Annotated in this window: 17 protein-coding genes; 12 read left to right on the top strand and 5 right to left on the bottom strand. The window is 65.3% G+C overall.

Annotated elements, in window-relative coordinates; genetic code table 11:
- Positions 1-3 precede the first annotated feature (3 nt).
- The 6 genes from ACKWRH_RS36405 (at position 4) to ACKWRH_RS36380 (ending at position 5,120) form a co-directional block, all read left to right on the top strand.
- Positions 4-1,269: an NAD(P)/FAD-dependent oxidoreductase gene (locus tag ACKWRH_RS36405; protein WP_445217467.1), complete on the top strand. Its 1,266-nt coding sequence runs from the start codon at positions 4-6 to the stop codon at positions 1,267-1,269.
- 9 nt (positions 1,270-1,278) lie between these two features.
- The gene (locus ACKWRH_RS36400) at positions 1,279-2,022 is read left to right on the top strand and encodes an aspartate/glutamate racemase family protein (protein WP_445217466.1); all 744 of its coding nucleotides are present in this window, start codon (positions 1,279-1,281) and stop codon (positions 2,020-2,022) included.
- A 116-nt stretch (positions 2,023-2,138) separates the two neighbouring features.
- Positions 2,139-2,831 (top strand): GntR family transcriptional regulator, encoded by a 693-nt coding sequence (locus ACKWRH_RS36395; protein ID WP_225005418.1) that lies wholly within the window; start codon positions 2,139-2,141, stop codon positions 2,829-2,831.
- A gap of 319 nt (positions 2,832-3,150) precedes the next feature.
- Positions 3,151-3,693, top strand: a complete 543-nt coding sequence (locus tag ACKWRH_RS36390) for a thiamine pyrophosphate-binding protein (protein WP_445217465.1) — start codon at positions 3,151-3,153, stop codon at positions 3,691-3,693.
- Positions 3,693-4,283 (top strand): thiamine pyrophosphate-dependent enzyme, encoded by a 591-nt coding sequence (locus tag ACKWRH_RS36385; RefSeq protein ID WP_445217464.1) that lies wholly within the window; start codon positions 3,693-3,695, stop codon positions 4,281-4,283. The genes ACKWRH_RS36390 and ACKWRH_RS36385 overlap by 1 nt, the downstream gene beginning before the upstream one ends.
- Positions 4,284-4,340: 57 nt before the next feature.
- Positions 4,341-5,120: an SDR family NAD(P)-dependent oxidoreductase gene (locus ACKWRH_RS36380; protein ID WP_445217463.1), complete on the top strand. Its 780-nt coding sequence runs from the start codon at positions 4,341-4,343 to the stop codon at positions 5,118-5,120.
- Between the two features lie 137 nt (positions 5,121-5,257).
- Here the strand turns inward: ACKWRH_RS36380 and ACKWRH_RS36375 are convergent, their stop codons facing one another.
- The 3 genes from ACKWRH_RS36375 to ACKWRH_RS36365 are packed head-to-tail and all read right to left on the bottom strand — an operon-like array spanning position 5,258 to position 9,027.
- The gene (locus ACKWRH_RS36375) at positions 5,258-6,052 is read right to left on the bottom strand and encodes an IclR family transcriptional regulator (RefSeq protein ID WP_445217462.1); all 795 of its coding nucleotides are present in this window, start codon (positions 6,050-6,052) and stop codon (positions 5,258-5,260) included.
- 19 nt (positions 6,053-6,071) lie between these two features.
- Entirely contained in the window at positions 6,072-7,805 is a 1,734-nt protein-coding gene (locus ACKWRH_RS36370) for an FAD-dependent oxidoreductase (protein WP_445217461.1), read from the bottom strand.
- Positions 7,806-7,812: 7 nt separating this feature from the next.
- A complete protein-coding gene (locus ACKWRH_RS36365; RefSeq protein ID WP_445217460.1) occupies positions 7,813-9,027 on the bottom strand; it encodes an ABC transporter substrate-binding protein in 1,215 nt (404 codons plus the stop codon).
- Between the two features lie 360 nt (positions 9,028-9,387).
- On the opposite strand from ACKWRH_RS36365, the gene ACKWRH_RS36360 reads away from it, so the two are divergent.
- On the top strand, positions 9,388-10,689 hold the full coding sequence (locus ACKWRH_RS36360) for an MFS transporter (RefSeq protein WP_445217459.1): 1,302 nt from the start codon (positions 9,388-9,390) through the stop codon (positions 10,687-10,689).
- Positions 10,690-10,695: 6 nt separating this feature from the next.
- Here ACKWRH_RS36360 and ACKWRH_RS36355 read toward each other — a convergent pair whose 3' ends face one another.
- Both ACKWRH_RS36355 and ACKWRH_RS36350 read right to left on the bottom strand, forming a co-directional pair.
- Entirely contained in the window at positions 10,696-12,234 is a 1,539-nt protein-coding gene (locus tag ACKWRH_RS36355) for a hypothetical protein (RefSeq protein ID WP_445217458.1), read from the bottom strand.
- Positions 12,231-13,196, bottom strand: a complete 966-nt coding sequence (locus ACKWRH_RS36350; RefSeq protein ID WP_445217457.1) for a LysR family transcriptional regulator — start codon at positions 13,194-13,196, stop codon at positions 12,231-12,233. The genes ACKWRH_RS36355 and ACKWRH_RS36350 overlap by 4 nt, the downstream gene beginning before the upstream one ends.
- A gap of 134 nt (positions 13,197-13,330) precedes the next feature.
- On the opposite strand from ACKWRH_RS36350, the gene ACKWRH_RS36345 reads away from it, so the two are divergent.
- Genes ACKWRH_RS36345 through ACKWRH_RS36325 form a run of 5 tightly spaced genes read left to right on the top strand, consistent with a single transcriptional unit; the run spans position 13,331 to position 19,606 of the window.
- On the top strand, positions 13,331-14,644 hold the full coding sequence (locus tag ACKWRH_RS36345) for a cation:dicarboxylate symporter family transporter (RefSeq protein WP_445217456.1): 1,314 nt from the start codon (positions 13,331-13,333) through the stop codon (positions 14,642-14,644).
- 17 nt (positions 14,645-14,661) lie between these two features.
- The gene (locus tag ACKWRH_RS36340) at positions 14,662-15,696 is read left to right on the top strand and encodes a PdxA family dehydrogenase (protein ID WP_445217455.1); all 1,035 of its coding nucleotides are present in this window, start codon (positions 14,662-14,664) and stop codon (positions 15,694-15,696) included.
- Positions 15,686-17,140: an MmgE/PrpD family protein gene (locus ACKWRH_RS36335; protein WP_445217454.1), complete on the top strand. Its 1,455-nt coding sequence runs from the start codon at positions 15,686-15,688 to the stop codon at positions 17,138-17,140. The genes ACKWRH_RS36340 and ACKWRH_RS36335 overlap by 11 nt, the downstream gene beginning before the upstream one ends.
- A 17-nt stretch (positions 17,141-17,157) precedes the next feature.
- Positions 17,158-18,594 carry an MmgE/PrpD family protein gene (locus ACKWRH_RS36330; protein WP_445217453.1) on the top strand — a complete coding sequence of 479 codons (1,437 nt, stop codon included), beginning with the start codon at positions 17,158-17,160 and terminating at the stop codon, positions 18,592-18,594.
- A gap of 40 nt (positions 18,595-18,634) precedes the next feature.
- The gene (locus ACKWRH_RS36325) at positions 18,635-19,606 is read left to right on the top strand and encodes a Bug family tripartite tricarboxylate transporter substrate binding protein (RefSeq protein ID WP_445217452.1); all 972 of its coding nucleotides are present in this window, start codon (positions 18,635-18,637) and stop codon (positions 19,604-19,606) included.
- Positions 19,607-19,622: the final 16 nt, after the last annotated feature.

Raw genomic sequence — 19,622 nt, 5'->3', positions numbered from 1 at the left:
GCGATGCCCGAAGGCCGCCACGTCGCCATCATCGGAGCCGGCGCGGTCGGCGTGGTCAGCGCCATCGAGGCGCTACGCGAGGGTCATCGCGTCACCTTGATCGACGCGGGCGAGCCCGGTGGCGAACAGGCGGCGAGCTATGGCAATGCCGGCTGGCTCTCCTCGCATTCGGTGATTCCGCCGGCCGAGCCGGGCCTCTGGAAGAAGGTGCCGGGTTATCTGATGGACCCGCTCGGCCCGCTCGCGATCCGCTGGTCTTACTTGCCGAAGGCGCTGCCCTGGCTGATCAAGTATTTGCTCTCGGGCTGGACCGAGGCACGGGTCGAGAAGACGGCGTTTGCGCTGCGCGATCTGCTGAAGGACGCGCCGCTGCTGCACAAGAAGCTCGCGGAAGAAGCGGGCGTGCCTGAGTTGGTCGAGCGCAACGGCGTGATGCACGTATTCCCGTCACGCGGCAATTTCGACAGCAATCTCGGCTGGCGCCTGCGCAAGAAGGTCGGCGTCGAATGGCTGGAGCTCAACGCCGACGAGATGCGTCAGCGCGAGCCGGATCTGCATCCGCGCTACACGTTTGGCGTGGTGGTGGAGGAAGCCGGCCGCTGCCGCGATCCCGGCGCTTACGTTGCGGCGCTGGCCCAGCATGCGCTCGCGAGCGGTGCCAAGCTCGTTCATGCCAGGGCGACCGGTCTGAAGCTTTCAGGCGACAAGCTCGTTGCCGTTCTCACCGAAACCGGTGAGATTGCTTGCGATGCCGCGGTGGTCTCCGCCGGCGCGCGGTCAAAGCAGCTCACCGCATCGGTCGGCGATCCCTTGCCGCTCGAGACCGAGCGCGGCTATCACGTCATGATCGAGAACCCGGAATCGGGTCCGCGCAGCTCGATGATGGCGTCCGACGTCAGCATGGTGGTGAACTGGACCGACAAGGGCCTGCGCGCCGCCGGCACGGTCGAGATCGCCGGCCTTGAGGCCGCGCCGAACTGGAAGCGCGCCGAGATCCTGCGCAACAACCTCTTCAGCATGTTCCCGAAACTGCCGAAGGACATTCCGCCCTCGCGCATCAAGACCTGGTTCGGTCATCGGCCGAGCATGCCCGATGGCCTGCCCTGCATCGGCCATGCGCGCGCCTCGCGCGACATCGTCTACGCCTTCGGCCATGGCCATGTCGGCCTGGTCGGATCGGCCCGCACCGGCCGTCTCGTCGCGCAGCTCCTGAGCGGCAAGCAGCCGGAGATTCCGCTCGCGCCGTTCGCGCCCACTCGTTTCCTCTGAGAACGCACCATGACCTATCCAGCCAACTCGTCCTCTCGCATCGCCCGCGGCGGCAAGGCCATCTATGGCGCGCCGCTCGGCATCTTGATGCTGGAAGCGCGCTTTCCCCGCATTCCCGGCGACATGGGCAACGGCACGACCTGGCCGTTCCCCGTGCTCTATCGCGTGGTGAGCGGCGCGTCGCCGGAGAAGGTAGTGCTGAAGGGCGCCGCCGGCCTGCTGCCTGACTTCATCGATGCGGCGAAGGACCTGGTCCGGCTGGGCGCGGAAGCCATCACCACCAATTGCGGCTTCCTCTCGCTGTTTCAGAAGGAGATCGCAGCCGCCGTCGGTGTTCCCGTTGCGACCTCGTCGCTGATGCAGGTGCCGTGGGTGCAGGCGACCTTGCCGCCGGGCAAGCGCGTCGGCCTCGTCACGGTGTCAGGCTCGACCTTGACGCCGGCCCATCTCGAAGGCGCCGGCGTGCCGCTCGATACGCCACTGGTCGGGACCGAGCACGGCAAGGAATTCTTTCGCGTCCTGATCAAGGCCGAGAAGGACGACATGGATGTGGCCCAGGCCGAGCGTGACGTGGTCGAGGCAGGCAAGGAGCTGGTTGCGAAAAACCCGGATGTCGGCGCCATCGTGCTCGAATGCACCAACATGCCGCCTTATGCGGCAGCCCTGCAGGCCGAAGTTGGACTGCCGGTCTACGACGTCTATTCCATGATCACCTGGTTTCATGCTGGACTGCGCCCGCGCGCGTTTGCCTGAGTCCGGCTGTCGCAAAGCTCTGCACAAGATGTGCTAGGCAGCTGTTTGGATTGCAATCGTCCGTACAGCCCCGGTATATTGGGCTGTGTTCGGGTATGAATGCAGTGAAGAGCAACGTGGAACTGGCTTCCGATAGTATCGTCGATCGCGTCTATGAACAGCTCAAGGCGATGGCCGTGAGCTATGAGTTCAAGCCGGGCGAACGGCTCAACGAGGGCGAGCTGGCAAAGCGCCTCGGCGTCAGCCGCACGCCGCTGCGCGAAGCGCTCAACCGCCTCAACACCGAAGGCTTCCTGCGCTTCACGCCGGGCAAGGGCTTCTTCTGCCGCGAGCTCGACGCCCACGAGATCTTCGATCTCTACGAGCTGCGCAAATCGATCGAGGTCGCCTCGATCCGCCTCGCCATCAAGCGCGCCAGGGACGAGGACATCGATGCGCTCCTGAAATTCCTCGAAGCCACCGGTCCCGATCCCGGTGAGCGTTCGTCGGTGGAGCTGGTCGAACTCGACGAGACCTTTCACGAGCGGCTGATGGGGATGTCGAACAACGCCGAGATGCTGCGCGTGCTGCGCAACGTCAACGCCCGCATCCGCTTCGTGCGCTGGATCGACATGGACCGCATCAATCGCTCCAACACCCAGGCCGAGCATCGCGCAGTCGTCGAAGGACTGAAGGCGCGCGACGAGGAGGCCTGCGTGTCAGTGCTGGAAAAGCACATCGACCGCCGCCTCGACCGCATCACCTCCGCGATCAAGGAAGGCTACGCGCAGATCTACATGCCGGCCGCGGCGAGGTCTGCGGCGAATTGAGGTTCTTCCTTCCCTTCTCCCCTCATGTCCGCCGAAGCCTTGGCGAAGGCGGATGGGGGAGAAGGTGGCGCGAAGCGCCGGATGAGGGGTATCTCTCCGTCCATATGGATGCGCATGAGTGCGCGGAGACAACCCCTCACCCTCGTGAATATGTCTCAACCTGCGGTGATGCCCTCTCCCACAAGGGAAGAGGGCGCAGCAATGCGCATCGCGCTTTGCCGCAGCTATACAATCCCTCGATATCTGATCGTGCCAGACGGTCAGAGCTTTCGCGGTCAAACATCGCTAGCGTGCCGCCCGAATTCCACGGAGACACGCGGTGCACAGCCCTCAAACTAATCCCGAAGCGCGCAGCGGCGACGACTGGCCGTCCGAGCTCTATCGCGTCCTGAAGGCCGCCGACGTGCGGCAGATGTCCTACGTTCCTGATGCCGGCCACAGCCAGCTCATCCGGATGTTCTCGGCCGACCGCGACGTCACCACCAACGTGCTGACGACCGAGGAGGAGGGCATCGCCATCGCCGCCGGCGCCTGGCTCGGTGGGCAGCGCAGCGTGCTGCTGATGCAGTCGAGCGGCGTCGGCAATTGCATCAACATGCTGTCGCTGTCGGCGATCGGGCGCTTTCCGCTGCTGATGCTGGTGACGATGCGCGGCGAATGGGCCGAGTTCAATCCGTGGCAGGTGCCGATGAGCCGGGCGACGCAGCCGTCGCTGGAAGCGATCGGCTTGAAAGTGATGCGTGCGGAGACGCCGGAGGATCTGGTCGAGACCGTCGAATCGGCGGCATCGCTCGCCTACGAGTCCGATCAGCAGATCGCGGTTCTGATCGGGCAACGCCTGATCGGCAAGAAGAAGTGGTGATGCCAATGCAAGCTCAACTCGATCGTCGCGCCGCTGTCGCCGCGCTCCTGAAGGACCGCAAGGACACGCTGGTCGTCTCCGGCCTCGGCTCGCCCACCTACGACCTGCATTCCGTGGGGGATCACGACGGAAACTTTTATCTCTGGGGCGCGATGGGGGGCGCCGCGCTGATCGGTCTTGGGCTCGCGCAGGCGCAGCCGGGCAAGCGCGTCCTTGCCTTGACGGGCGACGGCGAGCAATTGATGGGGCTCGGCGGCATCGCCACCATCGGCGTCGCGCGCCCGCGCAATCTCGACATCGTGGTGATCGACAACCAGCATTTTGGCGAGACCGGGATGCAGGCGAGCCACACCGGCCGCGGCGTCGATCTCACCGCGATCGCGGTCGCCTGTGGTTTTGCCGCAACCGCGACCGTGCGGACGCTCGAGGAGGTGCAACGCCTCGCCGCAGAGATCGCCGGACCGTCCGATGGCCCGCGGCTTTTTGTCATCAAGGTTCTGGCGGAAAATCCGCCGCGCTCGCTGCCCTCGCGCGATGCCGTCTTTATCAAGAACCGGTTCCGTGCTCATCTCGGCTTCGCGGCGGCTTGAACCGGGGTCCTCTCCGGGATAGCTCGCTGCCTGAGCAGCTATCCTGGAGTGAGACCCATGAAACTATCCGGCAAGGTCGCCGTCATCACCGGCGCGGCGCGCGGCATTGGCAAGGCGTGCGCAAAGCGGTTCCTCGACGACGGCGTCAAGGTCGTCATCTCGGACGTCGATACGGATGAGCTCGAGAAGACCGTCAACGAGCTGGGCAAGCCCAAGGAATTGTACGCCGTGCCATGTCACGTCGCGCGGCGTGCGGATGTCGATCGCGCGGTGGCGACCGCGGTCAGGGAATTCGGCCGGCTCGACATCATGGTCAACAATGCCGGCGTCGCCCGCAACCGCGACATCCTGGAGATTTCCGAAGAGGAATTCGACGAAATCATCGGCATCAACCTGAAGGGCGCGTTCTTCGGCGTGCAGGCGGCGGCGAAGCAGATGATCGCGCAGGGAGGCGGCGGGGTCATCATCAACATGTCCTCGGTGAACGCGCTGCTGGCGATCCCGGCGCTTGCGACCTACGCGATGTCCAAGGGCGGCATGAAGCAGCTCACCTCGGTCGCCGCGGTCGCGCTCGCCCCGCACAACATCCGCGTCGTGGCGGTCGGACCGGGTACGATTTTGACCGACATGGTGGCATCGTCCATCTACACCTCGGAGGATGCCCGCAAGACCGTGATGTCACGTACGCCGGCTGGCCGTGGTGGTGAGCCGAGCGAGGTGGCTTCCGTCGTGGCGTTCCTGGCGAGTGATGACGCGTCTTACATCACCGGGCAGACGATCTATCCCGATGGTGGGCGGTTGATCCTGAACTACACTGTGCCGGTGAGGGAGAAGTAGGGGGCGACCTATTCTCGCTGTCATCGCCCGGCTTGACCGGGCGATCCAGTACTCCGTGACGGCTACGATAGAACCGAAGGACCGCGATGCCCCGCTTTCGCGGGGCATCGCGGTGGTTGTGTCGGGCTGCGAGACTCTCACTCCGCCGCGATCGTCATCCCGTGGCCGAGCCGCTTCGAGATCCCGCCGGCGCAGTCGCGCAGGGCATGGGCGATCGGGCTGTCCCAGCGCGCATCGAACGTGCCTTCCGGCCCCATCGCGGTGATGACCAGTGCGACATGACCGGCATGGTCGAACACCGGTGCCGAGAATGCATTGACGCCGGGCAGGGGATCGCCGAGCGCGCGGGCGAGGCCGTGCTTGCGGACCTCGGTGAGCATCTCGGCGACCTTCGCGCCTTTCACAGCCCGCTTCGGATTGTAGCCGACGCCATGACGGTCGAGGCCGCTTTCGAGCGCGGCGTTGATGGTCTTCTCCGGCAGGAACGCTGCAAAGGCGCGGCCGGTGGCGGTCTCCAGCAGCGCCATCACCGAGCCGGCGCGCATCACGATGTGCATGGGTTGGCCGGGCTCCTCCAGCTGCACCACAGTCGGGCCATGCGTGCCCCAGACTGCCAGCGAGACCGCATGTCCGATCTGGTTCGCGAGCGCCGCGATTTTGGGCTGCGCAATGCGCACGCCTGAGAGCCGGCGTAGGCTGATCAGGCCGAGCTCCAGCGCCAGCACGCCGATCTCGTAGCGGCCGGTGGTCTCGTCCTGCTCGATCAGTCCGATGCGGGAGAAGCTCGCCAGATAGGGATGTGCCTTGGCCGGCGTCATGCCGGCCTCGCGGGCGAGATCGCGCAGCATCATCGGCTCGCCGCTTTTGGCGAGCGCGCGGAGCAGTTCACCGCCGACCTCGATCGACTGAATGCCGCGGCTTTCTCTCTTCATGCGTCTCCTGGCGCGTGGCTTACGCCGCGTTGCGCTTCGCGGCGCTGTCGGCGAGATGACGGCCTGCAATGTAGCCGAAGGTCAGCGCCGGCCCAAGCGTGATGCCGGCGCCCGGATAGTTGCCGCCCATGATGCTCGCCATGTCGTTGCCGGCGGCATAGAGCCCGGGAATCACCCGGCCTTCGGCGTCCAGCGCCCGCGCGTTCTCGTCGGTGACAATGCCGGCATAGGTGCCGAGATCGCCGATCACCATCTTGATGGCGTAGAACGGACCGTTCTTGATCGGTGCGATGCAGGGATTTGGGCCGTGCATGGCGTCGCCCTGGTAGCGGTTATAGGCCTTCGAGCCCTTGCCGAAGGCGGCATCATGACCCAGCGGCGCGGTCGCATTGAACTGCTCGACGGTCTCGGTGAACGCCCTGGCGTCGATGCCGGCCTTCGCAGCCAGCGTTTCCAGCGTGTCGCCACGCATGAGATAGCCGGTATCGAGGTGATGACCGAGCGGCATCGGGAACGGCGGCACGCAGCCGAGGCCGTATTTGCGCAGCGTCGGGTGATCGCAGACGAGATACGCGGCGATCTCTTCGCCGGGTTTCGCCGCCTTGACCATGGCCTGGACGAAGTCGTGATAGGAATTGCCCTCATTGGCAAAGCGCTTGCCGTCCCGCATCACCGCGATCACGCCGGGTTTGGCGCGGTCGATGAAATGCGGCATCACGCCGCTCGAACCGTCCTTGCGCTTGGTCACCGATACCGGGACCCAGGCCGCCGCGTTCGGCAGGCGGTCCTCGACATGACCGCCGGCGCTTTCTGCAAGGCGCAGGCCGTCGCCGGTGTTGCCGGTCGGTCCCGGCGAATAATGCTCATGGCCGGTCGGTGCGTGTGGAAACATCTTCTTGCGGCGTTCGACGTCATGCGGGAAGCCGCCGCAGGCGAGCACGACGCCCTGCCGCGCGCGGACGCGCACCTCGCGTCCTTCGCGGGTGACGATGGCACCCGTGACAGTGCCGTTCTCGACCGTCAGCTCGCGCACCGGCGAGGACAGCCACATCGAAATCTTCAGATCCTGCGCGGATTTTGCGAGGCGCCCGGCGAGCGCGTTGCCGTTGGTCAAGGTCATGCCGCGGCCATAGCGCAGCACGTCCATCAAATGGCGCGACAGGCGCTTTGCGACATAGGCCGCCGAGGTCAGCGACTTCGTCGCGCGCATGAAATGGATGATCTCCTTGCCGGAGCCGAGCATCATGCCGAACACGGTGAGCTCGGGCAGGGGCTTACCCAGCGTCTTGATCTGGTCGCCGAGCTCGCGGCCGTCGAACGGGCGCGTCACCATGGAGCGGCCGCCCTGCGCGCCGCCCGGCGCTTCGGCGTGATAGTCGGGAAACACCAGCGGCATGTCGAAGCGCAGCGCGGTCTTGCTGGTGAAGAAGTCGACCGCTTCGGGGCCGGCGCTGAGGAAGGCATCGACCCGCGCGGCATCAAAATTGTTGCCGGCTTCGTGCCGCAGATAGGTGCGGGCCTGCTCCGGCGCCTCCTCGATGCCGTAGGCCTTCGCCAGCGACGTGCCGGGGATCCAGAGCCAGCCGCCGGAGCGGGCGGTGGTGCCGCCGAAGCGCGGCTCCTTCTCCACGATCAGCACGTCGAGGCCGCGATATCTAGCGGTGATCGCGGCCGACATGCCGGAGGCCCCCGATCCGGCCACGAGCACATCGCACTCGTAAGTCTCAATTGCGTTGCGCTCGTTGCCGGTCATGCGGACCTCATTTCTTCAGCAGCGGACATTTGGATTCGGAGACCGGGCGGAAGGCATCCTCGCCCTTCACGGTCTTGACGATCTCGAGATAGTCCCAGGGTTCCTTGGACTGATCCGGCGACTTCACCTTGGCGAGATACATATCGCGGATCACGCGGCCGTCCTCGCGAAGCTTGCCGCCGTGAACGAATGTATCCTCGATCGGCAGCTCACGCATCTTGGCCATCACCTTGGCGGGGTCGTCGGTGCCGGCGGCCTTGATGCCTTTCAGATAATGCAGCACCGAGCCGTAGACGCCGGTCTGGATCATGGTCGGCATCACCTTGGTCCGCTCGTAGAATTTCTTCGACCAGGCGCGGGTCGCCTCGTCCATGTTCCAGTACGACGCCGTCGTCATGTAGGTTCCCTGCGCGGCCTTCAGGCCGACCGCATGCACATCGGTGTCGAACATCAGGAGGCCGACCAGCTTCTGGCCGCCCTGCACCAGCCCGAACTCGCCGGACTGCTTGATGGCATTGTCGGTGTCCTGGCCGGCATTGGCGAACGCCACCACGTCGGCCTTCGAACTCTGCGCCTGGAGCGCGAAGGAGGAGAAGTCGGCCGTGTTGGTCGGATGCTTCACGCCGCCGAGCACCTTGCCGCCCATCTCGTTGATGAACCGCGTGGCGTCCTTCTCGAGCTGCTGGCCGAAAGCGTAGTCCGCCGTGATGAAGTACCAGGACTTGCCGCCTTCCTTGATCACGGCGGAGGCCGTCACCTTGGAGAGCGCGTAGGTATCGTAGGTGAAGTGCACGGTGTTCGGGCTGCAGAGCTCGTCGGTCAGTGAGCTCGCCCCGGGGCCGGAGAGCAGCGCGATCTTGTTGCGTTCGCGCACCATGTTGTGCACGGCGATCGCGATGCCGGAGTTGGGGATGTCGACGACGGCGTCGACCTTGCCGTTGTCGAACCAGCCGCGCACGATCTGCACGCCGACATCGGTCTTCATCTGGTGGTCGGCGCTGATGATCTCGATCGGTTTGCCGAGCACGGTCGACCCGAACTCTTCGACCGCCATCTTGGCCGCCTCGACCGATCCCGGCCCGCTGTTGTCACGGCCCCAGCTCGACAGATCCGTCAGCACGCCGATCCGCACCGCGTCGTCGGAGACCTGCGCGCTCGCAACCGTGGTCATGGCAGCCGAAGTCATGGCCGCGAGCATGGCGCAGGCCAAAAACCCTCTCATCGTCGTTCCCTCTCTTATTGGCCGCTTGGCGCGGCTGGCTATTTCTGGAGGTAAATTAGATAATGGCGAATGAGTTTGTCAATGGCGAATAATGGGGGTGGAGGGGGTTCCTCCTAGTGGACGGGACGACGGAGCCGCGACTGTCTCAACACCCGTCATTGCGAGGAGCCCTTGCGACGAAGCAATCCAGACCGTCTCCACGGAGAGAGTCTGGATTGCTTCGCTGCGCTCGCAATGACGGGTGTTGAGGCAGCTGCGCGCAAATCTCGCGTCGGAGGTCGGCGAAGAGCGAACACCTCCGCAGGTTGCAACCGTCCACACGATTGGCCATGATGCGCTCCGGAATCTTTGGGGCAGGGCATGACGGCAGCAACGGGGGTCTCCGCGGCCGCGGAGAAATCGACGACGGCGCATGTGGTGTGGGCAAGCGCGCTCGGCACCGCGATCGAGTGGTACGATTTCCTGATCTACGGCACGGCAGCCGCACTTGTCTTCAACAAGCTGTTCTTTCCGAGCTTCGATCCCTTCGTCGGAACGCTGGTGGCATTCTCGACCTATGCGGTCGGCTTCGTGGCGCGACCGATCGGCGGCGCCATCATCGGGCATTACGGCGACCGGCTCGGCCGCAAGACCATGCTGGTCGCGACCATGATCGCGATGGGGCTCGGCACCTTCCTGATCGGTTGCCTGCCGACTTACAGCCAGATCGGCGTCTGGGCGCCGATCCTGCTCATCATCCTGCGCTTCGTCCAGGGCATCGGGCTCGGTGGCGAGTGGAGCGGCGCTGTCGTGATGGTGGTCGAGCACGCCGGCAATCGCCGTGGCTTCTACGGCAGCCTGGTGCAGATCGGCTTTCCCGTCGGCGTCGCGGCCTCCACGGGCATCTTCGGCCTGATGACGCAATTGCCCGAGGCCGACTTTTTGAGCTGGGGCTGGCGCGTGCCGTTCCTGATCAGCATCCTGCTCGTCGGCGTTGGCTTTGTCGTGCGCCTCAAGCTCGCGGAAACGCCGCACTTCAAGGAAGTCGTGGAGCGCAAGGAAGTGCTGGCGCAGCCGGTGCTGGAGGTGCTGCGCCGCGACTGGCGTAGTTTTCTGCTCGCGATCGGCATCACGGTGTCGGAGGTCGGGCTCGCCTATCTCCTCACCGTCTTCACTGTGGTCTATGCGACGACAAAACTCGGCTTGCCTCGCCAAGTGATCCTGAACGCGGTGGTCTATGCCGCGATCGTCGAGTTCGCGACGCTGCCGCTCGCCGGCTGGCTCTCCGACATCTTCGGCCGCAGGGCGCTGTATCTCGCCGGCGGGGTGTTCTCGGTGGCGCTGGCGTTTCCGCTGTTCTGGTTCCTCGACACCAGGGAGCCGGCGCTGATCACGTTCGCGCTCGTCGTCACGATGACACTGACGCACGCGCTGCTGTTCGGGCCGAAGGCCGCGTTCATGCCGGAACTGTTCCGCACCCAGGTGCGCTACAGCGGTGCATCGCTTGGCGCTAACGTCGCGGCCGCGCTCAGCGGCGGCTTCTCGCCACTGATTGCGACCGCACTGCTCGCATGGGCCGGCTCGTACTGGGCGGTGTCGGTCTACATCATCGCGCTGTCGGTCATCACGATCATCGCGACGCTGATGGCGCCGGAGACGGCGCGCGACGCGCTGAAGTCGTAAGCGCGGTCACCGGCAGGCGGGGTTTGCTGCGTCCGGAAACGCCAGGAAGGTGACGGTCGCCGGCACAAGCCGGATCGCTCCCGCAGGTGTTGCGCGCGGCTCAAGTCGGGGCAGTTCGTCATCGGCACTCAGCGCGAGCGCCTTGCCGTTCAGCTGAACTGTCGCGTCTTGCAGCCGCGTCGCATGTATCGTGTAACGCTTGGCGGGGTGTGACAGCGTCAGGGTCGATGATGCGTGCCGCGACGCGTTGATTGCGAGCACGGACACAGCGCCCCGCATTCCCGGATGGCAATGCGCGTAGAGATGGAGATCTGCCGCGGCGACCGGGTTCGCATCGAGCACGATCGTCCCCATCAGCCGATGCCAGAGCAGCGCAGCCCAGTAGTTCGGCCGCGGACGGAACGTTCCCTCGTCGAGCAGACCGTAGTCGCTGGCGGCCAGCGTGTTGTGCATCACCACCTGGACGCCGGCTTTTGCCAGGCGTCCGTGCTGGTCGAGATAGCGGAATGTGTCGAGAAACGTCTTGTCCGATGGATTGCCGCCGCAGGCGGCGTTTGCCGTCTCCGTCAGCCAGATCGGCTTGCCCGGCTCGAATGCGTCCCGCAGGGCCCGGTAGATCGCGAACGTCGCGTCGGTGCGTGCCAGCCAGTCCGCTGAGAGCGCCTGCGCCGGATCGTCGCGCCCGCCGCAGCGCGGCGAGAGCGTGTTGTAGTGATGATAGGAGAAGCGATCGATGCCGGGGGCGGATACGGCGAGCAGATCGCGCGTGGTGATGCCCGGCCCGGATGGCGACGGCGCGTCGCCGGTTGAACCCGGACCGACGATCAGCGTCTCCGGCGCCGCGCGTTGCATCCATTCGCGAAAGATCCTGAAGTCCCGGCCATAAGCGACGGCATCATATCCCGGCGGCGCGCCGTTCGTCGCCGCGAGCGTTGGCTCGTTCATGAATTCCGCCGCCGCGATGTGGCCACCCAGAGTACGCGTCGTGTCGATCAGGCGCTGCGCCTGATCGATCTTCCACGCGCCATCCGCATCGCGGCTTCCCGGACTGATCGCGAAGGAGGTGACGATCTCCGCGTCGACGGCGCGTGCGAAGTCGATGACGTCGCGCCATCGGTTGCGGCTGAGCACGGAATTGAATCCGGGCGGGGGCTTGGCCGGTGCACGGTCCGTGTCGGCAACGAACGTCGCATTGGCCCAGGTGCCGCTCACGCGCAGATAGGCCGGCGCCAAAGCGGCGGCGAGCTTGCGCAACCGCGCATTGGCAAGATCGATCGGCGGCCTCTCGCCGTAACGATCCCGCTCATCGAGCGCGCGCATCGTTCGCGGATAGGGCTTCCAGAACCAGCCGCCGGTCACCTCCACCATCTCGATATTGTAGGATTGAAAGCGCGTATCGACCGTGCCGATCGCTTTCAGCTCGGCGGGTGCGATGGATGCGTCGCCGGCGCGCGCCGCGTCTAACGTTGTGGCAGCGAGCAGGCTCATCAGCAGCATCTGCGGCCGAAGCAGCCCGAAGGCCGACTTGATCCGCGACACGGTCATCTGGTCCGCGGCGCAGCGGCGATGGATTTCCCTCCCGGCCGGCCCTTGCGAACCGTATTCCAGAAATTTTCGGCGGCGCGGGTCATGCGGGCGCGTGGACGGAACAGGGAGACGGTGATGGCGATGGTCCAATCCGCTCCGCCGGCGCGCATCAGGCGGCCGCTGTCGAGATCGGCCTGAACAAGGCTCTGCGCAGCCCAGGTGATGCCGCGTCCTTCGCGTGCCATGTCGACCAGCAGCATGACCGGCGCGGCGAAGCTGGGAACGAGAAAGGCCGACGGCTCCTTCACAGCCAGAAACGACGTGACGATGCGTCCGACGCCCGAGCCCGGGTGATAGGCGAGATAGGGCAGCGGCGCATCGGCCGTGCCGGGCAGGGAGTAGCGCGGCTTTGCTTTGCTCCGGCGACTGCCGCGAGATGGCTTCGTCATTGGCGCGGTGATCGGGATCAGGAGATCGCTCGACAGCTCGAAGCGCTGGAAGCGCTCCATGTCGAGCCGGGTCACCAGCGATGGATGATGATGGGCCAGCAGGAAGTGGGCCTGCGCATCCAGCAGCAGCTTCTCGCAGCCGGCGAAATTGGAGGCGACGAGCTGCACGGCGGAATCGGCCCGCGCGCTGTCGGAATTGCGGATCCATTCCGGAAAGAACGTCTGCGATAGCGCGTGCGTGGCCGCAAAGGTGATGGTCTCGGCCTTCAGCCGCGCCACTTCGAGCGCTCCCTCGCGTCCGACCAGAACCCGCCGCAGCACGTCCTCCGCAACGAAACGAAAACTCTCGCCGGCCGGCGTCAGCGTGATCGTGTGGGTCGAGCGTTCGAACAGCGGCGTCCCCAGCCACTCCTCGAGCGACCTGATGCGGCGGCTCAGTGCCGGCTGGGTCACGTGCCGACGCTGGGCGGCGCGCGAGAACCCGCCCTCCTCGGCGATGGCGAGGAAGTCCTCCAGCCAGATCAGGTCCATGATGCGGTTTCGTCCTCAAATCATGCCGATACGGCATTAGCGCCTCGGGCGCTGCTGGTCCAATGTAAATGCCATCACAAAACCAGAACAAGGCGCCACGCCGCATGGCGCGACGATGCGTTGGAGGAAATCAATTGCAGATCGCCGTAACTCCGCTGTCTGAGCCGATATCCAGCCCGGTTTCCGAACGCCGCCGCAAGCCGCTCTGGCGCGAGCAATATGTCCTGGTGGTCGCCGGTGCCGCGCTCGGCGCACTGCTCGGCGCCTTGTTCCCGGCCTTTGCCGTCGAGCTCAAGCCGCTCGGCGATTGTTTCATCTCGCTGATCAAGATGACGATCGCGCCGCTGATCTTCCTGGTGGTGGTCACCGGCATCGCGCAGGTCGGCGATATGAAGGCGGTCGGCCGCATCGGCCTCAAGGCCTTTGCCTATTTCGAGGCCGTGACGACGATCTGCCTGCTGATCAGCTTCGTGGTGGTGCGCTGGGTGCAGCCCGGCGCGGGCGTGGCGCATGCCACGGCGCAGCAGGCGGAGACCGTCGCCCGTTATTCGCAGGCCCATGTCGGGTCGCTGTCAGCCTACATCCAGCACATGATCCCGGAGAGTTTTGTCGGCGCGTTCGCGACCGGCGACGTGATTCAGGTTCTCGTGCTCGCGCTTCTTTGCGGCATCGGCTTGCTGCTGCTCGGCGAAAAGGCCGCGCCGCTGCGCACGGGTCTGGAGCGGGTGACTGAGCTCGTGTTCAGCGTCGTCCATGTCGTGGTGGCCCTGGCGCCGATCGGCGCGTTCGGGGCCATGGCCTTCACGGTCGCGAAGTTCGGTGCGGCCACGCTCTATGCGCTGGCGCTGCTGGTCGGCACGGCCTGGGCGATGATGGCATTCTTCATCTTCGTCATCCTCAATGTGATCTGCCGTCTTGCCGGCATTCGCCTGATGGACGTGTTGCGCCTGTTGCGCAATGAGCTGCTGGTCGTGCTCGGCACCTCGTCGTCGGAAACCGCCATTCCCGGCATGATGGAGAAGCTGCCGAAGGCGGGTGTCGGGCGGGCGGTTGCCGGCCTCGTCATTCCCTCCGGCTATTCCTTCAATCTCGATGGCGTCGCGCTGACGCTGCCGCTCTCCACCATCTTCGTTGCCCAGGTCTACGGCATCGAGCTGACCGCTGCGCAGGAGCTCAGCCTGTTCGTGGTGATGCTGTTCACCAGCAAGGGCGCAGCCGGCGTCACCGGCGGTGCGTTCGCAGCGCTTGCCGCGACCGTCGTCGCGGCGGGACTCCCGGCGGAAGGTCTCGCGCTGCTGCTCGGCATCGACCGCTTCATGTCGCTGGCGCGCGCCATCACCAACACCATCGGCAACGCAGTCGCCGCGATCGTGGTCGCCAAGTGGGACGGGGAATTCAACCGCGAGGACTGGGCCCAGTCCGCCGCTCAAATCCAGGCAGTGAAGTAAGGATCCAAGGTTTCGATATGGCTACCAGCACCAATGAACGGCCCGTCATCGCGCTGACATCAGGCGATTGCACGGGCATCGGCCCCGAACAGATCGCGCGCATCCTCTCCGACGACCGGCTCGCCGATGCCGCCCGCCTCGTCGTGGTCGGCGATGCCCGCGTGCTCGAGATGGGCATGGCGCATGCCGGCGTGAAGCTGAAGGTCGAGCGGATCGCCTCGCCCAAGGCTGCCAATTGGGGCCGCGGCACCGTGCAGCTCGTTGATCTCGGCAACACCGATCCCGCAAAATTCCCGATCGGCAAAGCGAGCGCCGAATCCGGCCGGCTGACCGGCGAGACGCTGGCGCGCGCGATCGATTTCTCCAAGGCCGGGGAAGTCGACGCGATCACGTTCGCGCCGCTCAACAAGCGCGCGATGTTCGATGGCGGCTGGAAGTTTCCCGACGAGCACAAGATGTTCGCGAGCCTGCTCGGCCACAGGACCTATTTCTCCGAGATGAACGTGCTCGACGGCCAGTGGATGTCGCGCGTCACCGGGCATCAGTCGCTGCGCGAGGCGCTCGACGGCATCAATCCGGCCAGCATCACCGACGCGATCGTGCTGGTCGACCGTATGATGAAGAAGGCCGGCGTTGCCAAGCCGCGCATCGCGGTCGCCGCGCTCAATCCGCATGCGGGCGAGGGCGGCCTGTTCGGCCGCGACGAGATCGAGATGATCCGGCCTACGGTCGAAGCCGCCGCGAAGACCGGGATTGCCTGCACGGGACCTTATCCCGCCGATACCGTCTATGTTCGGGCCTTCGCCGGCGAGTTCGACAGCGTGGTCGCGATGTATCACGACCAGGGCCAGATCGCGACCAAGCTGCGCGGCTTCAACCGCGGCGTCACCGTCACCGCCGGCCTTGAGACCGTCTTCACCACGCCGTCGCATGGCACCGCGTTCGACATCGTCGGCACAGGCGTCGCCAAGACCGGTGCGCTCGAAAGCGCGGTGCGGCTTGCGGCACAACTGGTATCGATCAAGGTCAAGGAGGCTGCCTATGCACACTGATCGCAGGACTCTGCTTCAGGCGGCGGCCGCACTGCCGCTTGCCACTGTCGGCGCCAACGCGGCATTCGCGCAGGCACCCACCGCAGCTCCCGCCGCAGCGCCACCCAAGGAGGTGACGCGCGCGCTGGCGCATTATCTCGTGACCGCGAGTTATGACGACCTGCCGGCCAATGTGCGCAAGGAAGGCGTGCGCACGCTGCTGAACTGGGTCGGCGTCGCCGTCGGCGGATCGCATCACGAGACGGTCGATATTGCGGTCTCCGCGCTCGGTCCGTTCTCCGGGCCGCAGCAGGCCTCGCTGTTCGGGCGGCGCGAGCGGTTCGACATCATGAACGCGGCCTTCATCAACGGTGTGTCGAGCCATATCTTCGACTATGACGACACCCACCTGAAGACGATCATCCATCCTGCCGGTCCCGTGGCCTCGGCCATTCTGGCGCTGTCGGAAATGCAGCCGGTATCGGGCAAGGAATTCCTGAACGCGCTGGTGCTCGGCGTCGAGACCGAGTGCCGGATCGGCAACTCGGTCTATCCGAACCATTACGATGTCGGCTGGCACATCACCGGCACCGCCGGTGTGTTCGGCTCGGCCGCGGCCGTCGGCAAGCTGTTGAAGCTGAACGAGCAGCAGATGACATGGGCGCTCGGCCTTGCCGCCTCGCAGCCGGTGGGCCTGCGCGAATCCTTCGGCTCGATGAACAAGAGCTTCAATCCAGGCCGTGCTGCATCAAGCGGCATTTTCGCGGCGATCCTGGCCTCGAAGAATTTCACCTCGTCCGACGCCATGATCGAGGCCAAGCGCGGCTGGGCCAACACGATCAGCACCAAGCAGGATTACAACGAGATCCTGGGTGACCTCGGCAAACGCTACGAGGCCGCGCTCAATACCTACAAGCCATTCGCCTGCGGCATCGTCATGCACCCGGCGATCGACGCGGCGATCCAGCTCCGCAACGAGAGCAAGGTGACCGCCGATCAGATCGAGCGCGTCGACCTCAAGGTCCATCCGCTGGTGCTGGAGCTGACCGGCAAGAAGACGCCGAAGCTGGGTCTCGAAGGCAAGTTCAGCATCTACCACGCGGTCGCGGTGGCGATCGTCGAGGGTGCCGGCGGCGAGAAGCAGTTCAGCGACCGTGCCGTGACCGATCCGACCATCGTTGCGCTGCGCGGTAAGGTCAACCCGGTCATCACGCCGGGCATCAAGCCGGAGCAAGTCGATCTCACCATCGTGCTGAAGGACGGCCGCAAGCTCAACCGCTACATCGAGCACGCCATAGGCAGCGTCGAGGTGCCGATGACCGACAAGCAGCTCGAGACCAAGTTCTCTGATTTGGCCGACGGCATCATTCCCGCGGCCGCGATCCGGCGCGTGATGGACGCCTGCTGGAACGTCGAGAACCTGCCGAGCGCGGCGGAGATCGCAAAGATGTCGGTCGCGTCCTGACCGCGGAAGAGAGAGCCATGCCGTCGCGCCGTCGTTTCCTGCAATCCGCCGGCTCGATTGCTGCTCTGGCCGCCTCCGGCGGCCGTGCGGCTCTCGCAGCAGGCCCCGGTGTGACGGAGCGCCTTGCCCGCTACATGGTTGCCGCTCGCGATCAGGAACTGCCGCCGCAAGTCCTGCTCGAATGCAAGCATCGCGTTCTCGACACGTTCGGTGCGATGGTGTCGGGCTCACGCATGCGGCCGGGCGAGATGGCATTGAAATATATTCGCACGCTCGGCGGTGATGAGCAGGCATCCGTGATCGGTTCCGATTTCCGCACCACGGCGGTCAACGCGGCATTGGCCAACGCCATGTGTGGACATGCCGACGAGACCGACGATTTCGAGCCTGTCACCAAGGCGCATCCGGGATGCTCGGTCGTGCCTGCCGCGCTTGCCATCGGCGAGCGCGAGCGTCGCAGTGGGCGGGAGTTCATTCGAGCCGTGGCGCTCGGCTACGATTTGAGCTGCCGTCTGCTGATGGCGCTCGGCCCGGATCTCGTTCGCGGCACGCACCGGAGCGCGGAGGGAACGTCGTCGACCTTCGGCGCGCTCGGCGCCGCCGCTTCGCTGGCCCGGCTCGACGAGAAGGGGATGCGTTACGCGATCTCCTATTCGTCGCAGCAGGTCTCTGGCCTGTGGAGCTGGGTGAAGGACCACGACCATATCGAGAAAGCGTTCGACTTCGCCGGCATGGGCGCGCGCAACGGCGTCATGGCAGTCGACATGGTGAAGGCAGGCCTGACCGGCGTCGACGACGTGCTCGACGGCACTCATAATCTCTTCATCGCGCTGTCGACCGATCCGAAGCCGGACGAGATGGTGAAGGATCTCGGCAGCCGCTTCTACGTCGCGGAGACCGCGATCAAGACCTTTTCGGTCGGCTATCCCATCCAGTCGCCGCTGGATGCGATGCTGACGTTGCGCAAGCAGCACAGCCTCACGCCAGATAACGTGCGTAGCATCCTGGTCAGGCTGCCGACCGATGCGATGGGAATTGTGGGCGAGAGCGCGATGCCAGACGTCAACTGCCAGCATCTCGTGGCTGTCGCGCTGGTCAAGGGCGCCGTGTCGTTCAACGACAGTCACGACGTCGCGCTGATGCACGACCCCAAGATCCTCGAACAGCGCGCCAAGGTGACGCTCGCCGGCGACAAGTCGCTGATGGACCCGGCGGCGCCGCGCGGTGCTGTCGTCGAGGTGACATCGATCGATGGCAAGAAGGTCGAGCACTTCACGAAATATCCGCCGGGCACCAAGGAAAACCCGCTGAGCACGGAAGCAGTGGCGGCCAAGACGCGGGATCTGATTGCACCGGTATTGGGCAGTGACAGGGCCGAGAGGCTGATCGACCAGATCGGCAATCTCGAACGGCTTGACGACGTCGGCAAGTTGAGGCCATTGCTGACGGCGTGATGAATCAATCAACAACAAAACAAACATCAAGGAAGTGCCCATGCGCGGGGTTATGCGACGCACCTTTCTGGCCGCCTGTGCGGCCGTTCTGTTCTCCGGCGCGGCTCTAGCGCAGGATTATCCCTCCCGCCCCGTCAAGATCATCGTGCCGTTCCCGGCGGGCGGGTCCAACGACATCATCGCCCGTATCGTCGCGCAGAAGCTGACCGAGCGGAACGGCCAGACCTTCCTGGTGGAGAACCGCGGCGGCGCCGGCGGCAATATCGGTGCCGAGACGGTCGCGAGCGCCGAGCCAGACGGCTACACCCTGCTGCTGACCGCGCCGCCTCCGCTGACGATCAACGGTTCGCTCTACAAGAAGCTGCCGTTCGATCCCGCGAAGGCCTTTGCGCCCGTGGCGCTGATTGCCTCGGTCCCGATCGTGCTGGTCGTCAATCCGTCGGTGCAGGCGAAGAACGTAGGCGAGCTGATCGCGCTGGCCAAGGCGAAGCCCGGCTCGCTCAATTTCGGATCGTCCGGCATCGGCTCGACCAATCATTTGGCGGGCGAATTGCTCAAGAGCATGGCCGGCGTGGACATCGTCCACGTGCCCTATCGCGGCGCGGCGCCGGCGATGAACGATCTGCTTGCAGGCCAGATCCCCTTCATGTTCGATAACATGCCCGCGGTGTTGCCGCAGGTGCAAGGCAAGGCCATCAATGCGATCGCGGTCGCGGGCGCCAAGCGTGCGGAAGCACTGCCCGACGTGCCGACCGTGGCCGACACCATTCCCGGCTTCGAGGCTTCGTCCTGGTTCGGACTGGTGGCGCCGGCCAAGACGCCTGCGCCCGCGCTCGCCAAGCTGAGCGGCGAGCTCGAGACCATTCTGAAGATGCCGGATGTCAAGAAGCGGCTCGCTGAACTCGGGGCCGAGCCCGGCACCGTTTTCGGCGACGCATTCGGTCAATTCATGACGGACGAAACCGCAAAATGGGGCAAGCTCGTCAAGGCCTCCGGCGCCACGGTCGATTAGCGAGTTAGGGTAGCGT

This window comes from Bradyrhizobium sp. Pa8, assembly GCF_052588265.1.
This window is presented reverse-complemented; position numbering and strand designations above follow the sequence as displayed.

Excerpts from the sequence above, each read along its gene's own strand:
- ACKWRH_RS36405 (WP_445217467.1), top strand. The coding sequence starts at position 4 with ATGCCCGAAGGCCGCCACGTCGCCATCATCGGAGCCGGCGCGGTCGGC.
- ACKWRH_RS36400 (WP_445217466.1), top strand. The coding sequence starts at position 1,279 with ATGACCTATCCAGCCAACTCGTCCTCTCGCATCGCCCGCGGCGGCAAG.
- ACKWRH_RS36385 (WP_445217464.1), top strand. The coding sequence starts at position 3,693 with ATGCCAATGCAAGCTCAACTCGATCGTCGCGCCGCTGTCGCCGCGCTC.
- ACKWRH_RS36380 (WP_445217463.1), top strand. The coding sequence starts at position 4,341 with ATGAAACTATCCGGCAAGGTCGCCGTCATCACCGGCGCGGCGCGCGGC.
- ACKWRH_RS36375 (WP_445217462.1), bottom strand. The coding sequence starts at position 6,052 with ATGAAGAGAGAAAGCCGCGGCATTCAGTCGATCGAGGTCGGCGGTGAA.
- ACKWRH_RS36370 (WP_445217461.1), bottom strand. The coding sequence starts at position 7,805 with ATGACCGGCAACGAGCGCAACGCAATTGAGACTTACGAGTGCGATGTG.
- ACKWRH_RS36365 (WP_445217460.1), bottom strand. The coding sequence starts at position 9,027 with ATGAGAGGGTTTTTGGCCTGCGCCATGCTCGCGGCCATGACTTCGGCT.
- ACKWRH_RS36360 (WP_445217459.1), top strand. The coding sequence starts at position 9,388 with ATGACGGCAGCAACGGGGGTCTCCGCGGCCGCGGAGAAATCGACGACG.
- ACKWRH_RS36355 (WP_445217458.1), bottom strand. The coding sequence starts at position 12,234 with ATGACCGTGTCGCGGATCAAGTCGGCCTTCGGGCTGCTTCGGCCGCAG.
- ACKWRH_RS36350 (WP_445217457.1), bottom strand. The coding sequence starts at position 13,196 with ATGGACCTGATCTGGCTGGAGGACTTCCTCGCCATCGCCGAGGAGGGC.
- ACKWRH_RS36340 (WP_445217455.1), top strand. The coding sequence starts at position 14,662 with ATGGCTACCAGCACCAATGAACGGCCCGTCATCGCGCTGACATCAGGC.
- ACKWRH_RS36335 (WP_445217454.1), top strand. The coding sequence starts at position 15,686 with ATGCACACTGATCGCAGGACTCTGCTTCAGGCGGCGGCCGCACTGCCG.
- ACKWRH_RS36330 (WP_445217453.1), top strand. The coding sequence starts at position 17,158 with ATGCCGTCGCGCCGTCGTTTCCTGCAATCCGCCGGCTCGATTGCTGCT.
- ACKWRH_RS36325 (WP_445217452.1), top strand. The coding sequence starts at position 18,635 with ATGCGCGGGGTTATGCGACGCACCTTTCTGGCCGCCTGTGCGGCCGTT.